This is a genomic window from Pseudomonas sp. FBCC-B35 (assembly GCF_059133755.1).
On sequence record NZ_CP101439.1, the window covers coordinates 166,810 to 191,449 of the forward strand.

Genomic DNA, 24,640 nt, shown 5'->3' on the forward strand with positions numbered 1-24,640 from the left:
ACAGCAATGCCCTGCAGACGCTGAAGAATGCCCTGACGGCCATGACGGCCAAAGGTGGCACCAACTACGAGGACGCCTTCAAGACGACGGCCAACTGGTTCCAGAACCTCAAGGATTCCGGCGTTACCGGCAACAATCAGACGTTCTTCATCACCGACGGCGAGCCAACGTATTACCAGACCGGTGAGCGTGTTAACCCGACGCTGCTCAGCAGCAAGGGCATCATGATGGATGCGTATCTGTCGTCGATTAACTACAAGCTCGGCCAGACCGTGAACGTCTACCTGGACAGCAGCAACGTCCTGAACATCGACAGCGCGGGGAACCTGACGGTTACCCGGTACGGATTCTGGAGCTCGACCCAGACGTTGGCAGGCACACTGCACGCCCAAGGCGACGGCACCTATGAGCTGTCTAGCCTGGCAGGTCAGGGCAGCTACGCCGATGCCGACACGATTACCAACTCCCAGAGCGCGTTCGCGTTGCTCAAAGGGTTGTCGCCTACCATCGAGGCGATCGGCATCGGCAGCGGCGTCAACACCAATGACCTCAAGCCGTACGACTCCGATGGCAATCCGCAGAGCAACATCGATGCCTCCAACCTGGCAAACGCCATCCTGGGTCACACCGAGGCCATCCAGCCTGGTAGTGACACCGTCAATGGTGGCGACGGCAACGACATCCTGTTCGGCGACGTGATCACCATGCCGTCGGTAGCGGGTAACGGTATCGAAGCGCTGCAGAATTATGTGGCGATGAAAACCGGTGTCGATGCCAGCGCGGTGGACAGCAAGGCGATGCACCAGTACATCTCCGAGCACTACACCGAGTTCGATATCTCCGGGCCTAACGGCGGCAACGACATCCTCTCGGGCGGCAACGGCAACGACATCCTGTTCGGTCAGGGCGGCAACGACATCCTCGATGGCGGCAAAGGCAATGACATCCTGTTGGGTGGCTCAGGCAACGACACCCTCATCGGCGGTCCGGGTAACGACATCCTGATCGGCGGCAGCGGTGCCGATACCTTCGTCTGGAAGGCCGGCGATTATGGCAATGACGTCATCAAGGACTTCAACCGCTCCGAAGGTGACCGCATCGACCTCAAGGACCTGTTGCAAGGCGAGAAAGGCAGCACCATCGACAACTACCTCAAGCTGTCGACGGTGGAGGGCACCACGACGTTGCAGGTCAGCAGCGAAGGCAAGCTCAACACCGATGGCGGGCTGGCCAATGCTGACGTCACCATCAAGCTGGAAGGTGTGAACTGGTCCAACCAGACGATCAACTCGTTGATCAGCGGTGCCGACCCGACCATCATCATCCACAACAAAGACAGCTGACGGTCCATGACCGGGGCAACCGTAACAGGTTGTCCCGGTGTGCCTTGACCTGGCGCAACTGCCTGGGCAGGCCTTCCGCCACGCACTCCCACAGCGCATACTTTCGCGCCGCACCCACGCGTGCGGCGCTTTTTGCCTATGCTGCTGTCTACCCTGAAGGAATCCATGTGACGAGGGACATCGCCATGTTCTACGTGCAACGCGACGCCGCTGGCCAGTTGCAGCGAGTGGAAGCTGCTGCGTTCGACGAATTTACCGAAATGCTTCCGGCCGACCATGCCGACATTCAGGAATGGTTTGCCGATGACGTCGTGGAAAATAGCCTCAATCAGCTCAAGCAAAGCGACTTGGACATGATCCGGGTGCTTGAAGACTTGATCGATGTCCTGACCGCCAAAGGCGTGTTCAAGATCACTGACCTGCCACCGGGCGCCCAGGCCAAACTCCTGAACCGTTCGACAGCGCGCAAAGCGCTGAGCAGCCTCAATAACCTGATAGAGGAAGAAGAAGAGGGTGGCCTGATCTGACGCCGAGCTCAGGCACCGACCGAACTATGGTTATGCTTTAAAGGTATTTAAAATATAGTTCTTATGACCTTATAGTTCATTCCACTGCGTACCCGTCGACCAATCGATGCGCCGCACGACTCGAACCCACACGGGAGTCCCCGTGCGTTTCCGATCGTCGCGCGTCATGAAGTCGCGCACTGCGTGGGAGTGAAACATGCCAGCCGCCTTGAACGCCCTGTCGCTCATCGATAGCGCGCCGTCACAACATTTTGATGTCCACCCGTTCGCCGGCGCCGTCGGCGCCGAAATCGTCGGCCTCGACCTTTCCAGGCCGCTCAATGCTCAGGACTTCGCGCGGATTCACCGTGCCCACCTCGATCATCATGTGCTGGTTTTTCGCGATCAGCGCATCACGCCTGAGCACCAGATCGCCTTCAGCCGCCGTTTTGGCGAACTGCAGATTCATGTGCTCAAGCAGTTCCTGCTTGAGGGGCATCCTGAAATCCTGATTGTTTCCAACATCATCGAGAACGGCCAAAACATCGGCCTGGGCGATGCTGGCAAATTCTGGCACTCGGACCTTTCCTATAAGGCACTGCCCAGCTTGGGCTCGATGCTACACGCCCAGGAACTCCCTGACGAAGGCGGGGACACGTTGTTCGCCGACATGCACAAGGCCTGGGACGCAGTACCCGCTGCGCTGCGCACGCTGGTAGCCGGGCGCAATGCCGCTCATTCCTACACCGCCCGCTATGCCGAAACCCGATTCGAAGGTAATTGGCGCCCTGCACTGACAGCCGAGCAACTGGCCCAGGTGCAGGAAGTGGTCCACCCCGTCGTGCGCACCCACCCTGAGACCGGGCGTCAGGCCTTGTTCGTCAGTGAAGGTTTCACCACCCGCATCGTCGGCCTGCCGGAAGACGAAAGCCGGGATGTCCTGCAGCAGCTGTATGCCTTGAGCGTGCAGGATGACAACGTCTATCGCCATCAATGGGAGCCCCACGACCTGGTGTTCTGGGACAACCGCTCTCTGATCCACCTGGCTGCCGGTTGCCCTGCGCACCTGCGGCGCAAGCTCTACCGCACCACCATCCAGGGCGATGCCCCGTTCTGACGAAAAGGATTCCATCATGCGCAAATCCATCAGCCGCCTGGCGGCAAGCATCGGGCTGGGCGCAAGCCTCATCATTGGCAGCCTGACGGCCCCCGCCGCCGCCCAGGCAGAAGGCAAGATCCGCATCGCCGAACAGTTCGGGATCGTCTACCTGCTGCTCAATGTGGTGCGTGATCAGCACCTGATCGAAAAGCATGGCAAAGCGCAGGGCATCGACATCGACGTCGAGTGGGCACAGCTTTCCGGTGGCTCGGCCATCAACGACGCGTTGCTATCCGGCTCCGTGGATATCGCAGGCGCTGGCGTAGGTCCGCTGCTCACCGTCTGGGATCGCACCCAAGGGCGACAGAACGTCAAGGCCGTGGCTTCGTTGGGCAACTTCCCGTATTACCTGGTCAGTAGCAATCCGGCTGTGAAGACCATTGCGGATCTGTCCGAAAAGGACCGAATCGCAGTGCCGGCAGTGGGGGTGTCGGTGCAGTCGCGCCTGCTGCAATACGCTGCGGCGCAGCAATGGGGAGATGAGCAGTACAACCGGCTCGACAAGTACACCCTGGCTGTTCCTCATCCCGATGCTACGGCCGCCTTGCTGGCAGGCGGTACCGAACTCAACGGGCATTTCTCCAACCCGCCGTTCCAGGACCAGGCACTGGACAACAAGAACGTGCACATCGTGCTCGACAGCTACGACCTGCTCGGACCGAATTCGCCCACGCTGCTATTCGCCACCGAAAAATTCCGCAAGGACAACCCCAAGACGTACAAAGCCTTCGTCGATGCCATTGCCGAAGCGGCCACATTCGCCCAGAACGACAAGGCGGCAGCTGCCGATACCTACATCCGGGTGACCAACGCCAAGATCGACCGCGTAAGCCTCATCAAGCTGATCGACAACCCTCGATACGAATTCACCGTCACGCCAAAGAACACCTACAAGCTCGCCGAATTCCTCTACAGGGTCGGCGCGATCAAGCACAAGCCAGCGTCGTGGAAGGATTATTTCTTCCAGGATGAACGCCCGTTGCAAGGGAGCTGAGTCATGACTGCGCCATTGCCAGGCCACACGGTCAGCACCTTGATCCACCCCGCAGCACCGCCGTTGCTGAACGTGCAGGGCCTCACCCTCGAGTACCGCACCCGGCAACGGGTGGTGCGCGCGACCCATCAGGTCAGTTTCGAGGTGGATCAGGCAGATCGCTTCGTCCTACTGGGGCCTTCGGGTTGCGGCAAGTCAACCTTGCTCAAGGCCGTGGCTGGCTTCATCGAACCCTGTGAAGGGCAGATCCTGCTTCAGGGGCAGCCCGTCAGCGGCCCGGGGCCGGACCGAATCGTGGTGTTCCAGGAGTTCGACCAGTTGCCACCTTGGAAGACGGTGAAGCACAACGTCATGTTTCCGCTGTTGGTATCGGGCCAATTGAAGCGGGCCGAGGCCGAAGACCGGGCGCTTCACTACTTGGATAAAGTCGGCCTTGCAGCTTTCGCCGATGCCTACCCGCATACGCTGTCGGGCGGTATGAAGGCGCGCGTGGCGATCGCCAGGGCCTTGGCCACGCAGCCGAAGATATTGCTGATGGACGAACCCTTTGCCGCACTCGATGCACTTACCCGGCGCAAGATGCAGGAAGAATTGCTGCTGCTCTGGGAGGAAGTGCGCTTCACCCTGCTGTTCGTCACCCACTCTATCGAGGAGGCCTTGGTCGTGGGCAACCGCATCTTGCTGCTCTCACCTCACCCCGGCCGGGTACGCGCCGAGGTGCACAGCCACCAATATGACTTGGGCAGCCTGGGTGGCAGCGATTTCCAGGCCAGTGCCCGGCACATACACCGCTTATTGTTCGATGAAGCTGCTGGCCCCGCGCAGGTCGACGATATTGGTTTCAATGACATCCGCATTGCCTACTGATCAGGAGTTTGAGCCATGACCACAACCTCTGTGCGCCAGAAATACGAGGTGCAGCTAGAGCCCTTGCTCAGTGTGCCTGTGGAACGCGACCTGTCGTTGACTCAGCGCCTCTGGCAGCACGGCTGGCTGCGCAAGGCCGTCATCCTGGTGGTCATCGCCGTGGTCTGGGAAGCCGTCGCCCGTTACCAGAACAACGACCTGCTGCTACCGACCTTCCTCCAGACCGCTGCCGCGTTTTGGGAAGGCCTGGTCAGTGGAGAGTTGCCGGCCAAGGTCGGCGTGTCGCTGGTGATCCTGCTCAAGGGCTACCTGCTGGGCATCATCCTGGCTTTTGGTCTCACCAGCTTGGCTGTCTCGACCCAGCTTGGGCGCGACTTGCTTGGCACTTTGACCTCCATGTTCAACCCCCTGCCTGCCATCGCCCTGTTGCCATTGGCATTGCTGTGGTTCGGGCTAGGCGAAAACAGCTTGATCTTCGTCCTGGTGCATTCGGTACTCTGGGCCCTGGCGCTCAATACCTATGCAGGATTCCAGGGCGTTTCCGACACCCTGCGCATGGCCGGGCGCAACTACGGCCTCAAAGGGCTACGGCTGGTGATGCACATCCTGGTGCCGGCGGCGTTGCCCTCGATTCTGTCCGGGCTCAAGATCGGCTGGGCGTTCGCCTGGCGCACGTTGATCGCCGCGGAACTGGTCTTTGGCGCCAGCAGCGGCAAAGGTGGCCTGGGTTGGTACATCTTTCAGAACCGCAACGAACTCTATACCGACAAGGTGTTCGCAGGCCTTGCGGTGGTCATCCTGATCGGGCTGCTGGTTGAGGGGATTGTCTTCAGCACGCTGGAGCGCCTGACGGTCAAGCGTTGGGGCATGCAGCGCTGAACAGGCAGGCGCGGACGCCGGCCATTGGCCAAGGCCAGTGAGCGCTCCCCTGATCATGGCGTTTGATACTGGGCTGCGGCGTTGCTGAGAATCTTGCCGATCTCTTCGCGCAACTGCGCAGGCTGCTCGACCACCAGCTCATCCCCACGGCTCAATAGCCACCAGCGCAACGAGCTCCCATCGCTCACCGTGGCCCGCAGCCGATGCCCTTGGTCATGGGCGGTCAACTGCATGTCGCTGCTCAGTGGGGCCTCCCTGAGCTGGCGCGCCAGTGGATCGCTGATGCGTGCCACCAATTCGATGCCTTCGCCCGGTGGCGCTTGCAGCGCCTCTCCTTTGAGGTGTGCCAGCAGATCGGTGGTGCCGCGTAGCTCGTTCACCACGCCGGCCGCCCAGTGCCACCCGTAGGGGATGCTCTTGTCATTGCGCTCCAGCGGAAAGATCAGCGACAGGTCATTGAGGTCGCGCTCCACGGTGCGCTTGCTGACGGTAAAGCCCAGGTCTCGTAGCCGACAAGCCAGTTCGGAACTGGTGAGCCCTGGAGAACGGCCCGGTAGCTGGCGCAGCAGCGCCCACTGACGGCTGAGGGTGGCGCGAGTGGTGGCGAACGGCAAAAGGTAACGTCCTTGTCTAGGCTTGCCGCTCTAGGATGGCGGCACGCGAGGGGCATGGCAATTGGCCACGGACCGCTCAGATCAAGTAAGTGACGGTTGGTTGCCTGCCACCGAATCGTTCGCGACAGGTTTTGACGTCCTGTTGCGCAGAATCACGCCTCATCACAGCCGAAGGTTGAGGTTGTGCATCGTTCAATGAGGATGAACATGTCTGCTGTCGGCAATATCCATTCGCTGCTCGCCCGCCTGCTTCCGGCACAGGTGATCGTTCCTCCCGCCGTTGCCCGACGCCAGCGGCTGTTTGCAGGTGTCGGCATGCCCAGTCAACGGACGATGCTGGTCAGCCGTCTGGACGAAGCCAGTGACCTGCAAGCGGTCTACCAGGATCTGCGCCTGCAAGCCCTGCAAGGGAACGTCGCGGCGCTGAACGACCTTGGTTGGATCTGGCTCAATGGCAAGTACTGGCGTGCTGATACCGTGCTGGCCGGGCACCTGCTGCGCATGGCGGCGTTGCAGGGCAATGCCGTGGCCTGGTTCAACCTGGGGCAGCAGCACTACTTCGGCAAAGGTGTCGACCGTTCCTACACCCAGGCCGCCGAATGCTACCGCCAGGCGTTCGAGCGGGGCATGTCGCATGCGGCCGCTGCGCTGGGAGACTTGTACGAAGAAGAAGTGTGTGATGCCCGGATTCAATGGCAAGTCGATCCACAGCTTGCCTACCGATGGTTCCTGCAAGGTGCCGAGCAGGGTGAGGCACGCTGTCGCTTTGAGGTTGGCTACCGGCTGATTCACGGTCTGCATGTGCAACCGGAGCTCAAGCCGGCGTTGTACTGGCTCGAACTGGCGGCCGCTGCGGGTGTGGTGCAGGCAGCGGAAGAACTGGCCGTGCACTTCAGTCGACGCGATCAGGAGCGGTATCAGCAATGGCGCGACCGCGCCGTGCAGATGGGCAGTACCTTGGCCCTGACCATGAAGCTGGAAGACCAGGTTCAGCCCTGAAGCGTTGGCAGTTAGCTGCGAGCTTTGCACTGTAAACAAGATTTCATGCAGGCGCTTCGTCGCCCCCTGTTGACGGAAGGGGGAGCACCCGGCGTATATTGATAGTTAGCAAACTATGAATATATGTGGTTTTCATGTCCCTTGATCTTCTGCGTCTACAGGTCAGCAGCGGCCTGGTCGTTGCCGCTCGCCACTGGCGCCGCATCTGTCACGTGGCGCTGACCGGCTACGGCATCTCCGAAGCCTGTGCCGCGCCACTGCTGATGATCGTGCGCCTGGGCGATGGCGTGCACCAGGTGGCCGTCGCCCAGGCGGCTGGGCTGGAAAGCCCGTCCCTGGTGCGCTTGCTCGACCAGCTGTGCAAGGCCGGGTTGGTGTTGCGTAGCGAGGATCCACTGGACAGGCGCGCCAAGGCCCTGAGCCTCACAGTTGAAGGGCGCGCGCTGGCCGAGGCCATCGAGGCGGAGCTGGTAAGGGTGCGGGGTGATGTGCTGAGTCGTCTCGATCCAGAGGACCTGCAGGCCACCCTGCGTGTACTGCGCGCATTCGAAGCAGCCGGGCTGGGCAGCACGGGCGGGGTCGCATGAACGGCTTCTTCAGCTCGGTACCTCCGGCTCGCGATTGGTTCTACGGCGTGCGCACCTTCGCCGCCTCGATGATCGCGCTGTATATCGCCCTGCTCATGCAGTTGCCGCGTCCGTACTGGGCCATGGCGACCGTCTACATCGTTTCCAGCCCCTTCCTGGGGCCTACCAGCTCCAAAGCGTTGTACCGCGCCCTGGGTACCTTGCTGGGTGCCGCTGGGGCAGTGCTGTTGGTGCCGCCCCTGGTGCAGTCGCCGCTGCTGCTGAGCATCGCCGTGGCCCTGTGGACGGGGACGTTGCTGTTCCTTTCTCTGAACGTGCGTACGGCCAACAACTACGTGTTCATGCTGGCCGGGTATACCTTGCCGATGATCGCCCTGGCAGTGGTCGACAACCCGTTGGCCGTGTTCGACGTGGCTTCCTCGCGGGCTCAGGAAATTTGCCTGGGGATCGTCTGCGCAGCCGTGGTCGGGGCCATTTTCTGGCCGCGGCGGCTGGCGCCCGTGGTAGTGGGGGCAACCGGTAACTGGTTCAACGAGGCCATTCGCTATAGCGACAGCTATCTGGTCCGGCAGCAGAGCACGGTCGATGTCGGAGGTATGCGCGGGGCGATGGTGGCGACCTTCAACTCACTGGAGTTGATGATCGGCCAGCTCGGCCATGAAGGGACCGGCCCTCATACCTTGAAAAACGCCCGTGAGCTGCGTGGGCGCATGATTCACCTACTGCCGGTCATTGATGCGCTGGACGACGCATTGACGGCCTTGCAAGGGCGCGCTGCGCAGCAATTCGAACAGATCCTGCCTGTGCTCGATGCAGCCCGTGAATGGCTCAAGGGCACGGCAGAAAGCCCTTCTGTCCAGCAGTGGGCAGCCTTGCACCAAAGGATCGACGAGCTGCGGCCGGATGCGGCTGCACTGGACCAGCGTGCCGAGCTGTTGCTGTCCAACGCGCTCTACCGGCTCACCGAATGGGTAGATCTGTGGCAGGACTGCTGTACCTTGCAGCATGCCCTGCGCACCGATGACGCCACACCCTGGCGCGCCGTTTACCGCCACTGGCGCCTGGCGCGCTTGCGGCCATTCTTCGACCGGGGCCTGATGCTCTACTCGGTCACCTCCACCGTCCTGGCCATCATCGTTGCCTGCGGCCTGTGGATCGGCCTGGGCTGGAATGACGGCGCCAGTGCGGTGATCCTGGCGGCTGTGTCGTGCAGCTTCTTCGCCGCGATGGACGACCCGGCCCCACAGATCTACCGCTTCTTCTTCTGGACCCTGCTGTCGGTCATTTTCTCGAGCCTGTACCTGTTCCTCGTGCTGCCCAACCTGCATGACTTCCCGATGCTGGTACTGGCCTTCGCCGTGCCTTTCATCTGCATCGGTACGTTGACGGTACAGCCGCGCTTCTACCTGGGGACATTGCTAACTATCGTCAACACCTCGACCTTCATCAGCATCCAGGGTGCTTACGACGCCGATTTCTTCACCTTCCTCAATTCCAACCTCGCCGGCCCGGTTGGCCTGCTCTTCGCGTTCATCTGGACCCTGGTGATGCGCCCCTTTGGTGTGGAGCTGGCTGCCAAACGCATGACCCGTTTCGCCTGGCGCGACATCGTCGAGGTGACCGAGTACGCGACCTTGGCCGAGCATCGCAAGGTGGGTGTAAAAATGCTCGATCGCTTGATGCAGCATTTGCCGCGTCTGTCGCAAACCGGCCAGGACAGCAGCGTGGCGCTACGGGACTTGCGTGTGGGGCTGAACCTGCTCGACTTGCTGGCGTACATGCCGCGCGCCGGTCAGGTTGCCCGTGAGCGACTGACCCTGGTGATCGCTGAAGTGGGTGCCCATTACGCGGCCTGCCTGCGCGCCGGTGAGCGGCTGCACGCGCCACCTGCACTCTTGCGCAACATGGAAAGGGCCCGACTGGCGCTCAGCCTCGATGAACCCTGCGAACGCCTCGACGCCCGCCCGCATTTGTTGCATGCACTGGCTGGTCTGCGCCTGGCACTGCTGCCGGGTGTCGAGGTCATGCTCGAGCCTGCGGAACAACTGCAACTGCCGTCTGGCCTGGATGGAGCGCCCCTGTGATCGGTGAACTGGATATCAGTGGGGTATTCCTGCCCACGCTGCTGGTAATGATGATTGGAACCTACCTGCTGTTTCTGGGTGTCCACGCCGTACTGGTGCGTGTGCACTTCTATCGCCTGGTCTGGCACCGGGCATTGTTCAACGTTGCCCTCTACGCCGTGCTGCTCGGTGCGGTGGACCATTTCTGTCGAAGCCTGATGCTGCCATGAAAAAACCTTTGCTGACCCTGGGCCGTGTGGTCCTTACCCTGTTGGTAGTGACATTTGCCGCCGTACTCGTCTGGCAGATGGTTGTGTACTACCTGTTCGCACCCTGGACGCGCGATGGCCACATTCGCGCCGATGTGATCCAGATCGCCCCGGACGTGTCCGGGTTGATCCAGAAGGTCGAGGTGCGCGACAACCAGACCGTCAAGCGCGGCGATGTGCTGTTCACCATCGACCAGGACCGTTTCAGCCTGGCGCTGCGTCAGGCCAAGGCCACGCTCGGCGAGCGCCAGGAAACCTTGGCCCAGGCCTCGCGGGAGGTGAACCGTAATCGCAAGTTGGGCAACCTGGTGGCGGCCGAACAGCTCGAAGAAAGCCAGTCGCGCCAAGCGCGCGCCCGCTCGGCGGTCAGCGAGGCGCAGGTGGCTGTCGACAGTGCCCAGTTGAACCTTGATCGCTCGGTGGTGCGCAGCCCCGTGGACGGTTACCTCAACGATCGCGCGCCGCGCAACCATGAGTTCGTAACCGCGGGGCGACCGGTGCTGTCGGTGGTCGACAGTGCCTCTTATCACGTCGATGGCTACTTCGAGGAAACCAAGCTGGGGGGCATTCACATCGGGGACGTGGTGGATATTCGTGTGATGGGCGACAACACCCGCCTGCGCGGGCATGTGGAAAGCTTTGCAGCCGGCATCGAGGACCGCGACCGCAGCAGCGGCACCAACCTGCTGCCCAACGTCAACCCTGCCTTCAGCTGGGTGCGGCTGGCCCAGCGGATTCCGGTGCGGATCGCCTTTGACGAAGTCCCGCAGGACTTCCGCATGATTGCCGGGCGAACCGCCACTGTCTCGATCGTCGAGGGCCAGCACCCATGAAACGGCTGATGCTCGCAGGGCTATGCCTGTCGCTTGGCGCGTGCATGACGGTCGGGCCAGACTACGAGCTGCCCAAAGAGGCGGCAATACAGCGCACTGACCTCAACGGCCCCCTGCGCCAGGATGCCGACAGCGTAGTGTCGGCACCGGTGCCGGAGGATTGGTGGCAGCTGTATCACGACCCGCGGTTGAACGCGCTGGTGCGCCAGGCCTTGAGTGCCAATACCGAACTGCGCGTTGCGGCAGCGAACATCGCCAAGGCCCGCGCGCAGGTCGACATCGCTGAGTCTCAAGGGGGCTTCGACGGTGGAGTGAAGCTAGGCGCCCAGCGCCTGCAGGAGTCTGGCGAGGCTTTCTTGCAGCCCGAAAAGGTGCCTGTGGCCAACATCGGCGAGGCGATCATCAGCGCGTCATACCAGTTCGACCTGTGGGGCACCTTCAAGCGCGGCACAGAGGCCGCCAAAGCCAGTGCCGATGCAGTCCAAGCCGCAGCGGACACGGCGCGGATCACGCTGGTGGCAGATGTGGTCAAGGCCTATACCCAGGTATGCTCGGCCAACGAGGAATACCACATTGCCCGTGAGTCGCTCGATTTACAGGCGCAAAGCGTCAAGCTCAGCCAGCGCCTGCGCGATGCGGGGCGTGGCGATGAAACCCAGGTGACGCGGTCGCAAACCCAGTTCAAGTCGTTGGGCGCCGAGCTGCCGCGATTCAAGGCCGAACGTGAGACAGGCCTGTATACCCTGGCCGCATTGCTGGCGGTCCCCGTGCAGAAGTTGCCAGCAGGCGTTGCCGATTGTGCCGAACTGCCGCAGCTGACTCAGCTAGTGCCAGTGGGCGATGGCGCCGCGTTGCTCAAACGTCGCCCCGATGTGCGTCAGGCAGAGCGACAACTGGCTGCTGCTACCGCCAATATCGGTGTGGCGACCGGCGCGCTTTATCCACAGATCAGCATCGGCGCGCAGGTCGGGACCATCGGCATCCTGGACAATTTGGGCGAGCCTTCGACCAACCGTTGGGGCTTCGGCCCGCAGGTCAGCTGGAGTATCCCCACCAATGGCACGCGGGCCCGCATTCGCATGGCCGAAGCGTCCACCCAGGCAGCCTTGGCGAATTTCGATGGCGTAGTGCTCAATGCCATACGCGAAACCCAGACGCGGCTGGCCCAATACAGCGCTTTGCTGGACCGCCGCGATGCACTGGCCGAGGCCGAGAAGTCAGCTCGGGAGGCGGCCGACCAGACGCACCGGTATTATCAGGCTGGGCGGGAGTCGTTCCTGGCGGACTTGCAGGCGACGCGGACCTATACCGACATGCGTGCGCAGTTGGCGGCTGCGAACAGCCAGGTTGCAATGGGGCAGGTTGGCGTGTTCCTGGCGCTTGGAGGCGGTTGGAAGCGACCCGTCGAGCACTGATGGGAAAATAGGGTCTGTGTAAAAAGTCTTGAGAACAGGGTCAGGTGAGGCGAGCGCAGCCCAGGTGGCGGGCTTATGGCTTGTAAATGAGCCTTCCAAGGCCACTGCAAGGCAGGGGCTGCAGCACAGCCCCACGCACTCACAAGGTCAGGCCGGCTGGGGCGCCCTCAGAATATTCTGCAGCAACTGAACACTTTCGACCGCATCGTGACCCAGGCTGGTCAGGTAGCCACCGTCGGGTTGATCGGTCAGGCCTTTTTCGTGCAGCCGCTGCGCGGCGGCGATGAGGGTCGGGGATGCGGTGTTGTGAATCTTGATGCCTTCCTGGCTGCTGTCGAGGTTGAACAGTGCGAGGACTTCCAGTTCAGCGATCAGTTCGGGTGAAAAGGACATGGCGACTCCTGACTTCCAGACGAGGATAGCGGCACCGCGGGGGGTGCCTGAATCTGGAGTGTAGCCGTGTTATTCGTCCTCGCCTTGATCCATCTCAGGAGGCAGTTCAGGCAGCGCGCGCAGGGCGTTTTCATACCACTGGCTATCGAAGGCTCGATCCTGCGCCAGCATGTTGTCGATCTCGAAGGCCAATACGTGGGCCATCAGGTTGAGGATATCCTCGCGCTCATACCCGACCAGTGTCAGCTTGTTGAACGTAGCCTTCGCCGCAGCCGGCTCGCCGCTTTCGATCTGGTTTTCGATGGCCTGCGTCAGCGTGGCTTCGGCAAACGCTTCATCGTCATTGTCGATATCGGTGGGCTCGCTCATGGGGTTACTCCTGTGGTGGGCGCTACAGTTTGCCACGTCCGTGGTGGCAATGCCTGGTCATCGACCGGGTGCATGACGCTGGTCAGCCGACGGCGAACGGGCTATAACAGCCCTGCCATCCCCATACGGCCCGGAGGCTGTCGAACCATGCTCAAGCTCCACGGATTCCCTGTCAGCAACTACTACAACATGGTCAAGTTGGCCTTGTTGGAAAAGGGCGTGCCTTTCGAAGAAGTCCTGTTCTTCAGCGGTCAGACGCCTCAGGTGCTGGAAGTCAGCCCACGTGGCAAGGTGCCGGTACTGCAGACCGAGCACGGCTTTCTCAGCGAAACCACGGTGATCCTCGACTACATCGAGCAGACCCAAGGCGGCAAGGCGCTGCTTCCCGCTGACCCGTACGCGCAGGCGAAAGTGCGTGAACTGGTCAAGGAGATCGAGCTGTACATCGAGCTTCCTGCTCGCACCTGCTATGCCGAAGCCTTCTTCGGTATGCCCGTGGAACCATTGGTCAAGGAAAAGGCACGCACCGAGCTTCTGGCAGGTTTCGCCACGCTCAAGCGCAACGGGCGTTTCGCGCCTTACGTGGCAGGCGAGCAATTGACCCTGGCCGACCTGATGTTCTGCTTCTCGGTCGACCTGGCATGCGCCGTAGGCAAGAAAGTGCTCAACATCGACTTCCTTGAAGATTTCCCTCAGGCCAAGGCACTGCTCGAGCAGATGGGGCAGAACCCCCACATGGCAAAAATCGTGGCAGACAAGGAAGCGGCAATGCCGTCATTCCTTGAAATGATGCGCAACAAGCGCTGAAACAGCGGGCGAGTCCGGCCAGATGGGGGCTTGTTTCAAAGCCCCCTTCAACCTCAGTATTTTGCCCATGCGACGAGGGAGGGTTAGCTCTCAACCCGTCACTCAGCGCCGTTAGCGCGCAGCCAGCAACGCCTTGCCGCGAGCCACCGCTGCGCGTACCTGTGCCGGTGCCGTACCACCGATGTGATCACGGGCATTTACCGAGCCTTCCAGCGTAAGAACGGCGAATACGTCCTGTTCGATCTGGTCACTGAACTGACGCAGCTCTTCCAGGCTCATCTCTGCCAGGTCCTTGCCGCTATCGACCCCGTACTTCACCGCGTGGCCCACGATTTCGTGGCAGTCACGGAACGGCAGGCCACGGCGCACCAGGTAGTCGGCCAGGTCCGTTGCGGTCGAGAACCCGCGCAAGGCGGCCTCGCGCATGATGGCATGCTTGGGTTTGATGGCCGGGATCATGTCGGCGAAGGCACGCAGCGAATCGCGCAGCGTGTCTGCGGCATCGAACAGCGGTTCCTTGTCTTCCTGGTTGTCCTTGTTGTAGGCCAGCGGCTGGCCTTTCATCAGGGTCAGCAGTCCGGTCAGCGCACCGAAGACGCGCCCGCTCTTGCCACGCACCAGCTCTGGCACGTCCGGGTTCTTTTTCTGCGGCATGATCGAGCTGCCGGTGCAGAATCGATCGGGCAGGTCGATGAACTGGAACTGGGCACTGGTCCACAGCACCAGTTCTTCGGAGAAGCGCGAGAGGTGCATCATCGCCACACTGGCGGCGGCGCAGAATTCGATGGCGAAGTCACGGTCCGACACGCCGTCCAGGGAGTTGCCTGCCACGGCTTCGAAGCCCAGCAGCTTGCAGGTCAGCTCACGGTCGATCGGGTAGGTGGTGCCGGCCAGCGCAGCGCTGCCCAATGGCATGCGGTTGGTGCGCTTGCGGCAGTCGACCAGGCGTTCATGATCGCGGCTGAGCATTTCGAACCAGGCCAGCAGGTGGTGGCCGAAGGTGACGGGCTGGGCCGTCTGCAGGTGTGTGAAGCCAGGCATGATGGTTTCGGCTTCGCGTTCGGCCTGTTCCAGCAGCCCTTTTTGCAGGCGGGTGATTTCGGCCAGAATCAGGTCGATTTCGTCGCGCAGCCACAGGCGAATGTCGGTTGCGACCTGGTCGTTGCGGCTACGGCCGGTGTGCAATTTCTTGCCGGTGATACCAATGCGGTCGGTCAGACGCGCTTCGATGTTCATGTGCACGTCTTCCAGGTCGACGCGCCAGTCGAAGGCACCAGCCTCGATTTCGCCCTGGATGGTCTTGAGCCCATCGATGATGGTGTCACGCTCGGCATCGCTGAGCACACCGACTTGCGCCAGCATGGTGGCATGAGCGATGGAGCCCATGATGTCGTGGCGGTACAGGCGCTTGTCGAAATCGACCGAGGCCGTGAAACGGGCGACGAAGGCGTCTACGGGTTCACTGAAGCGGCCGCCCCAGGACTGATTGGTCTTGTCAGTGCTCATGGTTTCACTCATTGCAGGCGTGAACGAAAAATTGCCGTGATGATAACAGGGTTGGGCCCAGTGCCGCAGGGCGCCTGCAGAGTGTGAGGGTGGAAAAGGCGTAGCGCGATGTAGGCCACGGAGATTTCACCGATTGAACGGCAGTGTTCCATGGACCGTCTACAGTTTGACAGAGGCGGGCAGCTAATCTGCCAGCCACAGTGAATCTTTGGCTATCGCACCGGTCTAGAGCGTGACACGCAGCGTCGCTTCACACAGCTGTCTACGCTTTTAACCGTGCGAGACTCACTCAGGAATCCAGCGCAATTATGAATGTCCTGATCGTTGATGACGAACCCCAAGGCCGCGAGCGCCTAAGCCGAATGTTCGGTGAACTCGAGGGTTATACCGTGCTGGAGCCAAGTGCCACCAATGGTGAAGAGGCCCTTGCGCTGATCGAAAGCTTGAAACCCGACATTGTCCTGTTGGATATCGGCATGCCTGGCCTCGATGGTCTGCAGGTCGCTGCCCGACTGTGCGAGCGTGAGGCGCCGCCTGCGCTCGTGTTCTGTACCGGTGATGACGAGTACGGGGAAGATGCCTTCAAGGAAACCCCCCTCAGCTATGTGACCAAGCCTGTGCACGGGCAGGCGCTTCGTGAGGCTCTGCGCAAGGCCGACCGGCCAAACCGCAGCCAGCTGGCCGCGCTCACTCGTCCAGGCCACGAGGGCGGTGGTCCCCGCAGCCACATCAGTGCCAGAACCCGCAAGGGCATCGAGCTGATCCCTATCGCTCAGATCATCTACTTCATCGCCGATCACAAGTACGTGACCCTGCGCCATGAAACGGGCGAAGTGCTGCTCGACGAGCCGCTCAAGGCACTCGAGGATGAATTTGGCGACCGTTTTGTGCGTATCCACCGCAATGCGCTGGTTGCGCGGGAGCGGATCGAACGCCTGCAACGTACACCTCTGGGGCATTTCCAACTGTACCTTCGAGGGCTCGACGGCGATGCCCTGACCGTGAGCCGGCGTCATGTAGCTGGCGTGCGCAAGATGATGCAGACCCTTTGAGCGCTTGACGCCGTGGACGTGCCAGCGCTCATGGCAGTCGCACAGGGGCGCACCGCCGGGCCTGTCATCGGCAGCTTTGGCCCAGGCTGTTGATCCGTATCTGCTAGTGCCGCCGATGATGCTGCTATCATCGGCGGCATTTCTCTGGTTCGGGGCGTTACATGTCCACTCGCGAAATCCGTATTGCCACTCGTAAAAGTGCCCTGGCCCTGTGGCAGGCCGAATACGTCAAGGCGCGCCTGGAACAGGCCCACCCTGGCCTGAAAGTTTCCCTGGTGCCCATGGTCAGCCGGGGCGACAAGCTGCTCGATGCGCCTTTGGCCAAGATCGGCGGCAAAGGGCTGTTCGTCAAGGAACTGGAAACCGCTCTGCTCGAGCACGAAGCCGACATCGCCGTGCACTCGATGAAAGACGTCCCCATGGACTTTCCCGAGGGCCTTGGCCTGTATTGCATCTGCGAGCGTGAAGACCCGCGCGATGCGTTCGTTTCCAACCGGTTCGACAGCCTTCAGTCGTTGCCTGCCGGCAGCATCGTCGGAACTTCCAGCCTGCGTCGACAGACCCAACTGCTGGCCCGCCGTCCCGACCTGCAAATCCGCTTTCTGCGCGGCAACGTCAATACACGCCTGGCCAAGCTCGACGCGGGTGACTACGACGCCATCATCCTGGCGGCAGCCGGGCTCATCCGGTTGGGCTTCGAAGCGCGAATCACCGACAGCATCAGCGTCGACGACAGCCTTCCTGCCGGGGGGCAAGGCGCCGTCGGCATCGAATGCCGCAGCGCCGATGCAGAGATCCACGCGCTCCTCGCGCCTTTGCATCATCTCGATACGGCCGATCGTGTGGTAGCCGAACGCGCCTTGAACAAACGCCTGAACGGCGGTTGTCAGGTGCCCATCGCCTGTTATGCAGTGCTTGAACAAGACCAGCTGTGGCTTCGGGGCCTGGTAGGGCATCCAGATGGCGGTACGCTGTTGGTCGCCCAGGCTCGGGCGCCTCGCCTGCAAGCTGAAGCACTCGGTGTGCAGGTGGCCGAAGATCTGCTCAATCAGGGTGCTGAGGCCATTCTCAAGGAAGTCTACGGCGAGGCAGGGCATTCGTGAGCCCTTGGCGCCTGCTGTTGACCCGACCCGCTGAGGAGTGTGCAGCGCTTGCCCACACACTGGGCCAAGCTGGCATAGCCAGCAGCTGCATGCCTTTGCTTGCGATCGAACCTGTCATGCTGCAGCCGCCGCAATTGGCGTTGCTCAAGGGACTGTCTACTTACCAAGGGTTCATCGTGGTCAGTAAACCGGCTGCCAGGTTATTGCTGGCGGCAGCGGCGCAGCGGCAACTGCCCGTACCGATGCAGGGTTGGTTCACGGTAGGCGCGGCTACGGCTGCGGTGCTGCAGGATGCACAGCTTGATGTCAGCTTCCCCGCATGCGGGGACGACAGTGAAGCCTTGCTCGAATTGCCTGCGCTCCAACAGGTTCTGGCGAACGCAGGGCCGCGCATCTTGATCGTGCGGGGTGTCGGAGGTCGCGAACTGTTGGCAGAGCGTCTTGCTCAGCGAGGTGCTACCGTCGATTATCTGGAACTGTATCGCCGCGACCTGCCGTCGTACCCTGCGGGCTACCTGTTGCATCGCATCGAAGCGGAACGCCTTAATGGCCTGGTGGTCAGCAGTGGACAGGGTTTCGAACACTTGCAGCAACAGGCTGGTAGCCAATGGCCGCAGCTGGCACGCTTGCCGGTGTTCGTACCAAGCCCGCGGGTCGCTGAACAGGCCCGGGCCGCAGGTGCCCAACACGTTGTGGATTGCCGTGGCGCCAGCGCTGCGGCCTTGCTGGCAGCCGTGCAGCGCAGCGCTGCACCTGCCGACCCAGGCGCCAAGCTCTAGGCGGCGCGCCCCCATGCAAAGGATGGATACGTGAGCGAGACTGTCTTGTCCAACAAGGATCAAACGTCGGCCCAGGCGCCGACGGAGCCTGTCACCCCAGTGCCCGCCAAGCGCTCCGGCAATGGCTTAGCCGCGCTGGCCCTGTTGTTGGGCGCTGCCGGCATCGCTGTAGGCGGCTGGGGCGCCTGGCAAGTGCACCAACTGCAAGGCAGCGAGTTCGACCAGGGCCAGCACCTGGAGGCGCTGAACCAGCGAGCCGAGGCGCTTCAGCAGCGTGAACAGAAAATCAGCGCACAGTTGGCCGGTCTGCCGGCAGCCAGTGAGCTTGAAGACCGTCGTCGTCTGGTCGCGCAGCTCCAAGGCGATCAGCAACGCCTGAGTCAGCGGCTTGAGACCGTACTGGGTGAAAGCCGCAAGGAATGGCGCCTGGCCGAAGCCGAGCACTTGTTGCGCCTGGCGACCTTGAGGCTGTCGGCCTTGCAGGACATCACCAGTGCCAAGGCGCTGGTCGAAGGGGCCGACGAGATTTTGCGCGAGCAAAGCGACCCTGGCGCCTTCGCCGCGCGCGAGCAACTGGCCCGCAGCCTCGCCACGCTCAACAATACCCAGCAGCCTGACCGCACCGGTCTGTTCCTGGAGTTGGCGGCCCAGCGTGAGCTCGTCCAGCAACTGAGCGCCCAGTCCCCGGAATTCGACAATGACGCCAATGCCATGGGTGCGCTGACCAGTGACGGCGATGGCGCCAGTCGCCTGTCCAAATGGTGGTCGGAAATATCCAAGTATTTCCAGATTGAATTCAATGCCGACGAGAACGTGAAACCGTTGCTCGCGGGTCAGCAGCTCAATCAGCTGCGCCTGGCGTTGAGTCTTACGCTGGAACAGGCGCAATGGGCAGCGCTCAACGGCGATGCGAAGGTCTATGCCCAGGCATTGGATGATGCACGCAGCGTACTGCTGGCCAACTTCAACGCCGACAATCCGCAGAGCAAAGCCATGCTCGACAGCCTGAACGCACTGGCCGAGCAACCCGTTTCGGTCGTAACCCCTGACCTCAGTGAAAGCCTTGCCTCCGTTCAGGCCTATATCCAGCGCCGGCATCTGCCTGGCGAGGACAAGGGAGACAAGCCATGAAGCGTGTCTACCTGTTGGCGGTACTGGCCATTGTGGTGGCGGCGGCCCTCGGCGTGGCCGTGGCCAAGCACAGCGGCTACGTGATGATTTCCTATGGCAGCTTCCGTTATCAGTCGGGGCTTTGGGCCGCGCTGTTGGGGCTGCTGGCCGTCATCCTGGTGCTGTTGGTGTTGCGTTTTCTGGTCGGCCTGCTCCTGGCGTCCGGCGGGGCGGTCAACCCTTGGTCCCGGCGCAACCGCAGCCGGCGCAACCGCGTTGCGATCGAACAGGGCCAACTGGATCTGGCAGAAGGGCGCTGGGCCAGCGCCCAGCGTCATTTGCACAGGGCTGCAGAAGCCGAACGCCAACCGCTGATGTATTACCTTGGCGCCGCCAAGGCCGCCAACGAGCAGGGCCGTGTCGAGGAAAGCGACGGTCTGTTGGAGCGTGCGCTGGAGCGGCAACCTCAGGCAGAGCTTGCGGTGGCCTTGACCCATGCCCAACTGCAAATGGACCGTGGCGACAACGACGGGGCGCTGGAGACGTTGCTGGCCATGCAGGAGCGCCATCCACAGAACACTCAGGTACTGCGTTTGTTGCAACGCTTGCAGCTTGAGCGCGGCGACTGGTCTGCACTCATTCGCCTGATGCCGGACCTGCGCAAGAACAAGGTATTGCCCGCCACCGAGCTCGCCACGCTCGAACGTCGTGCCTGGGGGCAAAACCTGAGCCTGGCACAGACCCGGGGTGAGGATGCGCAAACGGCCCGCCAAGCCCTGGAGCGTGCCTGGCAGCAATTGACCTCCGCCCAGCGTCAGGAGCCGCAGCTGGTCCTGGCCTATGCCGAGCAACTACGCCAGCTCGGCGCTCAGGGCGAGGCCGAGCAGGTATTGCGCACGGCGCTCAAGCGCAACTACGAAAGCCACCTTGCTCGGCTGTACGGCCTGGTGCGCGGTGAAGACCCTGCCCAGCAGCTGCAGACCGCCGAAGCTTGGCTCAAGGACCATCCTCAGGATGCCAGCCTGCTGCTGACGCTGGGTCGGCTCAGCTTGCAGAATCGGCTGTGGGGCAAGGCCCGTGACTATCTGGAAAGCAGCTTGCGCATGGAGCGCAACCCCGAGGCCTGCGCTGAGCTGGCACGTCTGCTCGCAGGCCTTGGCGAAACGGAGCGCAGCAACCAACTCTTCCAGGAAGGGCTTGGTTTGCTCGATGAGCGACTGCTGGCGCTGCCGTTGCCGGAGACGGTTCGCGCTTGACCTGACCTTGGCCCGCGCAAAGCCGCGGGCTTCAAGGGGAGGTAATCTTTCGGCTCGGGCCAGAGAAATCCTGACGTATTTTCTTAAGGCGCGTCTTACACAGCAGTTGGATATTTCTTAGGTAACGCTGGGAATTGTCTCGACTGTTGTGCCTTGAAACAAAGGATGTGATTCCTCTACCGTTTCAAGCCACGACTACCGATACCGGGACCCTCACTGCCCATGCTGCCGGCCCGCCTGCGTACTTTCTTCTTCCCAACCTGCCTAGTGGCATTCACTGCCCTGGTCACTGCATTCAAGCTGCAAGATGCGCTCGGGCTTTTGCCGTGCCTACTGTGTGTGACACAACGGGCGCTGCTGGCAGGGTATGTACTGGTGTGTCTAAGCGCAGTGCTGCATGGGCCGGCACTCGAAGGCCAACGCCGCTATGCCCAGCTAGCGCTTGGCTTTGCACTGGGTGGCGCTGCAGTAGCCGCAAGGCATGTCTGGCTGCAGGGGGTTGCGGCCGATGACCTGGTCTGCCCCGTCGCCATCGACCACAACGCTGGGCAGTACTGGAACGAGCTTGCCCGGCAACTATTTTCCGGTGCCCCTGATTGCAATGCGCTGACCTGGAGCTTCATGGACTTGACGTTACCCGAATGGAGCCTGATGGCCTTTGTGCTCCTGGCTGCGTTTGCGCTCGGTCATCTACTTGCAGGTCGCCTGCATGCCCTGCTCACCCATGACCTCAAACAACGCTGAGCCGCAGCACGACCAATGGCGGTAAGACGGCGTATTAAACACTTGTACGAAGTTATTACCCTGCGTACCTTGAAGGGCAGCTTGCGTGGGAATAATCTCCGAGCACGCCTACCGAAAATCCAAGGTTTGATGCTGTTCTGCTAATTCAATCTCGTGCCTTAGCAGCGCTACGCGAGGAGCAGCGGCATCTACCCACAGGGGAAGAGATCGCCATGCTCGATAGTTGTCAGAATGCACAGGAACGCTGGGGCGGGGTCAACGCGCTGATCGACCGTTGGCTGAGCGAGCGCGAGCAACTGGTTCATGCCTATCGTTCGTTGCGTGATGCCAAACCGGCCTTTGCAGACAAAGACACCAACGGCGACTTCTGTGCGCTGCTGGTGGACTATGTCTCGGCGTGGCATTTCGAAATCTGTGAACAACTGGTCAGCGAGGCCAAGGCATTTGGAGACACCCGAGCCCTTGATCTTGCAGGCGAGATCAGCCCACGCATTGATGACATTACCCAGATTGCACTGGCGTTCAACGATCACTGCGTCAAGGCTGAATGCAAGGACACCGAACGCTTCGCCGAGAAGCTTGGCAAGCTTGGCAGCTTGTTGCATGAGCGCTTCGAGCTTGAAGATTGCCTGATCGAAGTGCTGCACAACGCGCACAAGGAAGAAGGCCTGGCGCCCGTCTGAGGGTCATTCAGTCCTTGGTTTGCAGCAATTGGATTTCAAAAACCAGCGGCGTGTAGGGTGCAATCAGATCACCCGCGCCGTCGGCGCCGTAGGCCAGTGCAGACGGAATCACCAGTCGCCATTTTGCACCCGCATGCATTTGCGGCAGCGCCATCTGCCAGCCCTCGATAACCGAGTCGAGGCTGAACCACTGCGGCTCACGGCTTTGGTCGAACACTTCTCCACTGGGCAACCGTCCCACGTAATTGACCAGCACCTTGGCGCCCGCCTTGGGCTGCGGTCCATTGCCTGCTTGTAGCTCGCTGTACAGCACACCTTGCATCAACTCATGAACGCCAGCACGGGCCCGCTCATTGGCCATGAAACGTATCTCTGCGGCTTCAGGCGCCTGGGGCGCAGCGTCTTGCTGCGGTTGGTGCTGTTCGAGCAGCGCCTGCATGCGGGCCTGGCTCAACTTCAAGGGCTGTTCCTGGTAAGACTGGCGCAAGCCTTCGACGAGCGCATCGAGCTGTAGCCCTGGCATTTCCTGTCGCAGCCGTTCACCCAGACTGGCACCCAGGCTGTAGGCAAGGTCCTGATCATCGGTGTCGGCCACGGCCAACATCGGCAGTAGGCAAAAACCTAGAACAATGGATCGAAGCATGACCAATTCCTACGGCGGTGGGGGGCGAAGTATGCCAGTGTTCACGACGGTACGGGCTCGCGGCGTGCCGGACCACACGGTGCATTGATCAACGACAGGTCAGCGCTGGCGAAGCGTAGTTAATTGCCGTGCTTGCGGTGCGAGATGTGCTCAGACGTTGATATGCAACAGTGTATGGATATTGCGGTCAAGATGCCCTAGCGGCCTGCGCAGCGGAAGCATAGTATGAGTCGCACTCTCATCAGTCAGGAGGTAAGTCATGTCGGCCAAGAAAAAGCCAGTCAGCACGCCGTTACACCTGCTTCAGCAACTTTCGGGTAGCTTGCTTGAACATTTGGAAGAGGCCTGCTCGCAAGCGCTGGCTGATGCAGAGAAGCTGTTGGCCAAGTTGGAAAAGCAGCGCGGCAAGGCCCAGGAAAAACTGCATAACGGTCGCTTGAAGTTGCAAGACGCAGCAACGGCGGGCAAAGCCAAGTCGCAGAACAAGGCCAAAAAGGCCGTTGCCGAGCTCGAAGAGCTGCTCGACTCGCTCAAGGACCGCCAGACCCAGACCCGCGGCTACATCCAGCAATTAAAGCGCGATGCTCAGGACAGCCTGAAACTGGCCCAGGGCGTTGGCAAGGTGCGTGAAGCCGCCACCAAGGCCCTCGACCAACGTGCAGCCCAGGCTGCCGCCCCAGCTGCTACCAAGCCTGCTACCAAGACCACAGCCGCCAAATCGCCTACCCCAGCCACTGGCAAGGCCAAACCGGCTGCGCGCACCGCAGCTACCAAGCCTGCAGCCAAGGCCGCTGACGCACAATCCGTGGCAGCCAAACCTGCTGCCAGATCGGCCTCGAAGCCTACCGCAACCAAGGCTGCCACAAAGCCGGGCGCAGCCAAGTCCCCTGCGAAAGCGACAGCGGCCAAGGCTTCAGCGGCTGAATCTTCTGCATCCAGCACCCAGGCTGCCAAGGCGACGTCAGCCAAGCCTGCAGCCAAGGCAGCGAGTGCAAAAGCCGCAAGCAAGCCCGCACCTGCGAAACCCTCTACCCGTGGCACCGCCACCCGAACGGCCACTCGCACTGCCAGCAGCCGATCCACAAGTGCCAAGCCGGCGACGGCTGCCGACGACAAAGCCCCAGCGTCCGGCAACTCGGTGAACCCTGCCACACCTGTATCCGACGTAGGAGCTGCTCAGTCGTCGTCCACCGACGCCTGATGCGCCAGCGCCGCCGCGCGCAACTGCTCAAGTGCGCGGTGATCTCGCAGCTGGCTCGGTGCAAGCCAAGCCAGCCAGTCGCCAGTATGTCCCGGTCTGCCGGCGGGCCACTGTGCTGCACAGGCTTGCAAGCGTTCCAACAGCGCTTTTTCAGCTGAAAGCTCCAGTCTTTTGAGTTGCTCTCGCAGCTCAGCCAACGGTGGGTCGCCTTTCGCTGATTCTCGCCATTGTTCGCGCAGGCTTCGCAAGGGTGAGACCACATCCCGTTGCCAGGGCCCTGCACAGCCCTGCAAGGCCTCGACGCGCTGTTGCTGCACCTCGATTGACCTGGCCTGCAGCCAGGTGGCGCACAATAGCAGGCACACGTCGCCCCCTTGCCGTTGCAGGTCGAGGCAAGCCGCTTCCACACCGGGCCTGGCGTACAGGCTCAAGGCGTGATCCCACAAGTCGCATTGCATGGTTCCAC

The 24,640-nt window shown here is 61.6% G+C and carries 27 protein-coding genes (1 of these 27 cut by a window edge); 21 read left to right on the forward strand and 6 right to left on the reverse strand.

What is annotated here, in order from left to right; all coding sequences use genetic code 11:
• From NMB38_RS00645 to NMB38_RS00670, 6 genes are all read left to right on the forward strand, one after another.
• A protein-coding gene (locus tag NMB38_RS00645) for an immunoglobulin-like domain-containing protein (RefSeq protein ID WP_494354869.1) crosses the window boundary here: on the forward strand, positions 1–1,343 show its 3' portion. The gene continues 25,885 nt to the left of window position 1, outside the view; the window shows 1,343 of its 27,228 coding nt (coding positions 25,886–27,228); the start codon falls outside the window, past its left edge; the stop codon is at positions 1,341–1,343.
• Positions 1,344–1,528: 185 nt separating this feature from the next.
• Positions 1,529–1,870: a hypothetical protein gene (locus NMB38_RS00650; RefSeq protein ID WP_023535786.1), complete on the forward strand. Its 342-nt coding sequence runs from the start codon at positions 1,529–1,531 to the stop codon at positions 1,868–1,870.
• Positions 1,871–2,066: 196 nt separating this feature from the next.
• A complete protein-coding gene (locus NMB38_RS00655; RefSeq protein WP_033737322.1) occupies positions 2,067–2,966 on the forward strand; it encodes a TauD/TfdA dioxygenase family protein in 900 nt (299 codons plus the stop codon).
• 16 nt (positions 2,967–2,982) lie between these two features.
• The gene (locus NMB38_RS00660; RefSeq protein ID WP_345956484.1) at positions 2,983–4,002 is read left to right on the forward strand and encodes an ABC transporter substrate-binding protein; all 1,020 of its coding nucleotides are present in this window, start codon (positions 2,983–2,985) and stop codon (positions 4,000–4,002) included.
• Between the two features lie 3 nt (positions 4,003–4,005).
• Positions 4,006–4,869 (forward strand): ABC transporter ATP-binding protein, encoded by an 864-nt coding sequence (locus tag NMB38_RS00665; protein WP_088523685.1) that lies wholly within the window; start codon positions 4,006–4,008, stop codon positions 4,867–4,869.
• 15 nt (positions 4,870–4,884) lie between these two features.
• Complete coding sequence (locus NMB38_RS00670; protein WP_027914180.1) at positions 4,885–5,748, forward strand: ABC transporter permease; 864 nt, start codon at positions 4,885–4,887, stop codon at positions 5,746–5,748.
• A gap of 53 nt (positions 5,749–5,801) precedes the next feature.
• Here the strand turns inward: NMB38_RS00670 and NMB38_RS00675 are convergent, their stop codons facing one another.
• Positions 5,802–6,362: a WYL domain-containing transcriptional regulator gene (locus NMB38_RS00675; protein WP_027914179.1), complete on the reverse strand. Its 561-nt coding sequence runs from the start codon at positions 6,360–6,362 to the stop codon at positions 5,802–5,804.
• Positions 6,363–6,569: 207 nt separating this feature from the next.
• Between NMB38_RS00675 and NMB38_RS00680 the strand changes: the two genes are divergently transcribed.
• The 6 genes from NMB38_RS00680 to NMB38_RS00705 all read left to right on the forward strand — a co-directional run bounded on the left by NMB38_RS00680 (position 6,570) and on the right by NMB38_RS00705 (position 12,528).
• Complete coding sequence (locus NMB38_RS00680) at positions 6,570–7,361, forward strand: tetratricopeptide repeat protein (RefSeq protein WP_059183477.1); 792 nt, start codon at positions 6,570–6,572, stop codon at positions 7,359–7,361.
• A gap of 134 nt (positions 7,362–7,495) precedes the next feature.
• Entirely contained in the window at positions 7,496–7,948 is a 453-nt protein-coding gene (locus NMB38_RS00685; RefSeq protein ID WP_027914177.1) for a MarR family winged helix-turn-helix transcriptional regulator, read from the forward strand.
• On the forward strand, positions 7,945–10,032 hold the full coding sequence (locus NMB38_RS00690) for an FUSC family protein (RefSeq protein WP_027914176.1): 2,088 nt from the start codon (positions 7,945–7,947) through the stop codon (positions 10,030–10,032). The genes NMB38_RS00685 and NMB38_RS00690 overlap by 4 nt, the downstream gene beginning before the upstream one ends.
• On the forward strand, positions 10,029–10,241 hold the full coding sequence (locus NMB38_RS00695) for a DUF1656 domain-containing protein (RefSeq protein ID WP_023535833.1): 213 nt from the start codon (positions 10,029–10,031) through the stop codon (positions 10,239–10,241). Before NMB38_RS00690 ends, NMB38_RS00695 begins: the two co-directional genes overlap by 4 nt.
• On the forward strand, positions 10,238–11,113 hold the full coding sequence (locus NMB38_RS00700) for an efflux RND transporter periplasmic adaptor subunit (RefSeq protein WP_027914175.1): 876 nt from the start codon (positions 10,238–10,240) through the stop codon (positions 11,111–11,113). The genes NMB38_RS00695 and NMB38_RS00700 overlap by 4 nt, the downstream gene beginning before the upstream one ends.
• The gene (locus tag NMB38_RS00705; protein ID WP_059183475.1) at positions 11,110–12,528 is read left to right on the forward strand and encodes an efflux transporter outer membrane subunit; all 1,419 of its coding nucleotides are present in this window, start codon (positions 11,110–11,112) and stop codon (positions 12,526–12,528) included. Before NMB38_RS00700 ends, NMB38_RS00705 begins: the two co-directional genes overlap by 4 nt.
• A 147-nt stretch (positions 12,529–12,675) precedes the next feature.
• On the opposite strand, the gene NMB38_RS00710 is transcribed toward NMB38_RS00705, so the two are convergent.
• Together NMB38_RS00710 and NMB38_RS00715 are read right to left on the reverse strand one after the other, a co-directional pair.
• A complete protein-coding gene (locus tag NMB38_RS00710; protein WP_023535777.1) occupies positions 12,676–12,921 on the reverse strand; it encodes a TIGR02647 family protein in 246 nt (81 codons plus the stop codon).
• A 69-nt stretch (positions 12,922–12,990) separates the two neighbouring features.
• Positions 12,991–13,290 (reverse strand): hypothetical protein, encoded by a 300-nt coding sequence (locus NMB38_RS00715; RefSeq protein ID WP_023535746.1) that lies wholly within the window; start codon positions 13,288–13,290, stop codon positions 12,991–12,993.
• Positions 13,291–13,437: 147 nt separating this feature from the next.
• Between NMB38_RS00715 and NMB38_RS00720 the strand changes: the two genes are divergently transcribed.
• On the forward strand, positions 13,438–14,097 hold the full coding sequence (locus tag NMB38_RS00720; RefSeq protein ID WP_027914173.1) for a glutathione S-transferase: 660 nt from the start codon (positions 13,438–13,440) through the stop codon (positions 14,095–14,097).
• A 111-nt stretch (positions 14,098–14,208) separates the two neighbouring features.
• Here the strand turns inward: NMB38_RS00720 and argH are convergent, their stop codons facing one another.
• Positions 14,209–15,603: an argininosuccinate lyase gene (gene argH / locus NMB38_RS00725; RefSeq protein ID WP_027914172.1), complete on the reverse strand. Its 1,395-nt coding sequence runs from the start codon at positions 15,601–15,603 to the stop codon at positions 14,209–14,211.
• A gap of 308 nt (positions 15,604–15,911) precedes the next feature.
• Between argH and NMB38_RS00730 the strand changes: the two genes are divergently transcribed.
• The 7 genes from NMB38_RS00730 (at position 15,912) to NMB38_RS00760 (ending at position 22,330) form a co-directional block, all read left to right on the forward strand.
• Complete coding sequence (locus tag NMB38_RS00730) at positions 15,912–16,655, forward strand: LytR/AlgR family response regulator transcription factor (protein ID WP_027914171.1); 744 nt, start codon at positions 15,912–15,914, stop codon at positions 16,653–16,655.
• Positions 16,656–16,816: 161 nt separating this feature from the next.
• Entirely contained in the window at positions 16,817–17,758 is a 942-nt protein-coding gene (hemC, locus tag NMB38_RS00735) for a hydroxymethylbilane synthase (RefSeq protein WP_125922448.1), read from the forward strand.
• The gene (locus tag NMB38_RS00740) at positions 17,755–18,537 is read left to right on the forward strand and encodes a uroporphyrinogen-III synthase (RefSeq protein ID WP_027914169.1); all 783 of its coding nucleotides are present in this window, start codon (positions 17,755–17,757) and stop codon (positions 18,535–18,537) included. The genes hemC and NMB38_RS00740 overlap by 4 nt, the downstream gene beginning before the upstream one ends.
• Positions 18,538–18,567: 30 nt before the next feature.
• Positions 18,568–19,668 (forward strand): uroporphyrinogen-III C-methyltransferase, encoded by a 1,101-nt coding sequence (locus NMB38_RS00745; protein WP_088523689.1) that lies wholly within the window; start codon positions 18,568–18,570, stop codon positions 19,666–19,668.
• On the forward strand, positions 19,665–20,903 hold the full coding sequence (locus tag NMB38_RS00750) for a heme biosynthesis HemY N-terminal domain-containing protein (RefSeq protein ID WP_059183470.1): 1,239 nt from the start codon (positions 19,665–19,667) through the stop codon (positions 20,901–20,903). The genes NMB38_RS00745 and NMB38_RS00750 overlap by 4 nt, the downstream gene beginning before the upstream one ends.
• A gap of 222 nt (positions 20,904–21,125) precedes the next feature.
• Positions 21,126–21,647 (forward strand): disulfide bond formation protein B, encoded by a 522-nt coding sequence (locus NMB38_RS00755; RefSeq protein ID WP_028688203.1) that lies wholly within the window; start codon positions 21,126–21,128, stop codon positions 21,645–21,647.
• A 212-nt stretch (positions 21,648–21,859) separates the two neighbouring features.
• The gene (locus NMB38_RS00760) at positions 21,860–22,330 is read left to right on the forward strand and encodes an Rsd/AlgQ family anti-sigma factor (protein WP_028688202.1); all 471 of its coding nucleotides are present in this window, start codon (positions 21,860–21,862) and stop codon (positions 22,328–22,330) included.
• Positions 22,331–22,337: 7 nt separating this feature from the next.
• On the opposite strand, the gene NMB38_RS00765 is transcribed toward NMB38_RS00760, so the two are convergent.
• Positions 22,338–22,973 (reverse strand): FKBP-type peptidyl-prolyl cis-trans isomerase, encoded by a 636-nt coding sequence (locus tag NMB38_RS00765; RefSeq protein WP_027914165.1) that lies wholly within the window; start codon positions 22,971–22,973, stop codon positions 22,338–22,340.
• 259 nt (positions 22,974–23,232) lie between these two features.
• Between NMB38_RS00765 and NMB38_RS00770 the strand changes: the two genes are divergently transcribed.
• Positions 23,233–24,174, forward strand: coding sequence for an AlgP family protein (locus NMB38_RS00770; protein WP_028688201.1), 942 nt, complete (start codon positions 23,233–23,235; stop codon positions 24,172–24,174).
• Here NMB38_RS00770 and NMB38_RS00775 read toward each other — a convergent pair.
• Complete coding sequence (locus NMB38_RS00775) at positions 24,150–24,632, reverse strand: TIGR02444 family protein (RefSeq protein ID WP_027914163.1); 483 nt, start codon at positions 24,630–24,632, stop codon at positions 24,150–24,152. The genes NMB38_RS00770 and NMB38_RS00775 overlap by 25 nt on opposite strands.
• Positions 24,633–24,640: the final 8 nt, after the last annotated feature.

What these genes read in the sequence shown, in the direction of transcription:
- NMB38_RS00650 (WP_023535786.1), top strand. Translation starts at nt 1,529, where the DNA reads ATGTTCTACGTGCAACGCGACGCCGCTGGCCAGTTGCAGCGAGTGGAA.
- NMB38_RS00655 (WP_033737322.1), top strand. Translation starts at nt 2,067, where the DNA reads ATGCCAGCCGCCTTGAACGCCCTGTCGCTCATCGATAGCGCGCCGTCA.
- NMB38_RS00660 (WP_345956484.1), top strand. Translation starts at nt 2,983, where the DNA reads ATGCGCAAATCCATCAGCCGCCTGGCGGCAAGCATCGGGCTGGGCGCA.
- NMB38_RS00665 (WP_088523685.1), top strand. Translation starts at nt 4,006, where the DNA reads ATGACTGCGCCATTGCCAGGCCACACGGTCAGCACCTTGATCCACCCC.
- NMB38_RS00670 (WP_027914180.1), top strand. Translation starts at nt 4,885, where the DNA reads ATGACCACAACCTCTGTGCGCCAGAAATACGAGGTGCAGCTAGAGCCC.
- NMB38_RS00680 (WP_059183477.1), top strand. Translation starts at nt 6,570, where the DNA reads ATGTCTGCTGTCGGCAATATCCATTCGCTGCTCGCCCGCCTGCTTCCG.
- NMB38_RS00685 (WP_027914177.1), top strand. Translation starts at nt 7,496, where the DNA reads ATGTCCCTTGATCTTCTGCGTCTACAGGTCAGCAGCGGCCTGGTCGTT.
- NMB38_RS00690 (WP_027914176.1), top strand. Translation starts at nt 7,945, where the DNA reads ATGAACGGCTTCTTCAGCTCGGTACCTCCGGCTCGCGATTGGTTCTAC.
- NMB38_RS00700 (WP_027914175.1), top strand. Translation starts at nt 10,238, where the DNA reads ATGAAAAAACCTTTGCTGACCCTGGGCCGTGTGGTCCTTACCCTGTTG.
- NMB38_RS00705 (WP_059183475.1), top strand. Translation starts at nt 11,110, where the DNA reads ATGAAACGGCTGATGCTCGCAGGGCTATGCCTGTCGCTTGGCGCGTGC.
- NMB38_RS00710 (WP_023535777.1), bottom strand. Translation starts at nt 12,921, where the DNA reads ATGTCCTTTTCACCCGAACTGATCGCTGAACTGGAAGTCCTCGCACTG.
- NMB38_RS00715 (WP_023535746.1), bottom strand. Translation starts at nt 13,290, where the DNA reads ATGAGCGAGCCCACCGATATCGACAATGACGATGAAGCGTTTGCCGAA.
- NMB38_RS00720 (WP_027914173.1), top strand. Translation starts at nt 13,438, where the DNA reads ATGCTCAAGCTCCACGGATTCCCTGTCAGCAACTACTACAACATGGTC.
- argH (WP_027914172.1), bottom strand. Translation starts at nt 15,603, where the DNA reads ATGAGCACTGACAAGACCAATCAGTCCTGGGGCGGCCGCTTCAGTGAA.
- NMB38_RS00730 (WP_027914171.1), top strand. Translation starts at nt 15,912, where the DNA reads ATGAATGTCCTGATCGTTGATGACGAACCCCAAGGCCGCGAGCGCCTA.
- hemC (WP_125922448.1), top strand. Translation starts at nt 16,817, where the DNA reads ATGTCCACTCGCGAAATCCGTATTGCCACTCGTAAAAGTGCCCTGGCC.
- NMB38_RS00750 (WP_059183470.1), top strand. Translation starts at nt 19,665, where the DNA reads ATGAAGCGTGTCTACCTGTTGGCGGTACTGGCCATTGTGGTGGCGGCG.
- NMB38_RS00755 (WP_028688203.1), top strand. Translation starts at nt 21,126, where the DNA reads ATGCTGCCGGCCCGCCTGCGTACTTTCTTCTTCCCAACCTGCCTAGTG.
- NMB38_RS00760 (WP_028688202.1), top strand. Translation starts at nt 21,860, where the DNA reads ATGCTCGATAGTTGTCAGAATGCACAGGAACGCTGGGGCGGGGTCAAC.
- NMB38_RS00765 (WP_027914165.1), bottom strand. Translation starts at nt 22,973, where the DNA reads ATGCTTCGATCCATTGTTCTAGGTTTTTGCCTACTGCCGATGTTGGCC.
- NMB38_RS00770 (WP_028688201.1), top strand. Translation starts at nt 23,233, where the DNA reads ATGTCGGCCAAGAAAAAGCCAGTCAGCACGCCGTTACACCTGCTTCAG.
- NMB38_RS00775 (WP_027914163.1), bottom strand. Translation starts at nt 24,632, where the DNA reads ATGCAATGCGACTTGTGGGATCACGCCTTGAGCCTGTACGCCAGGCCC.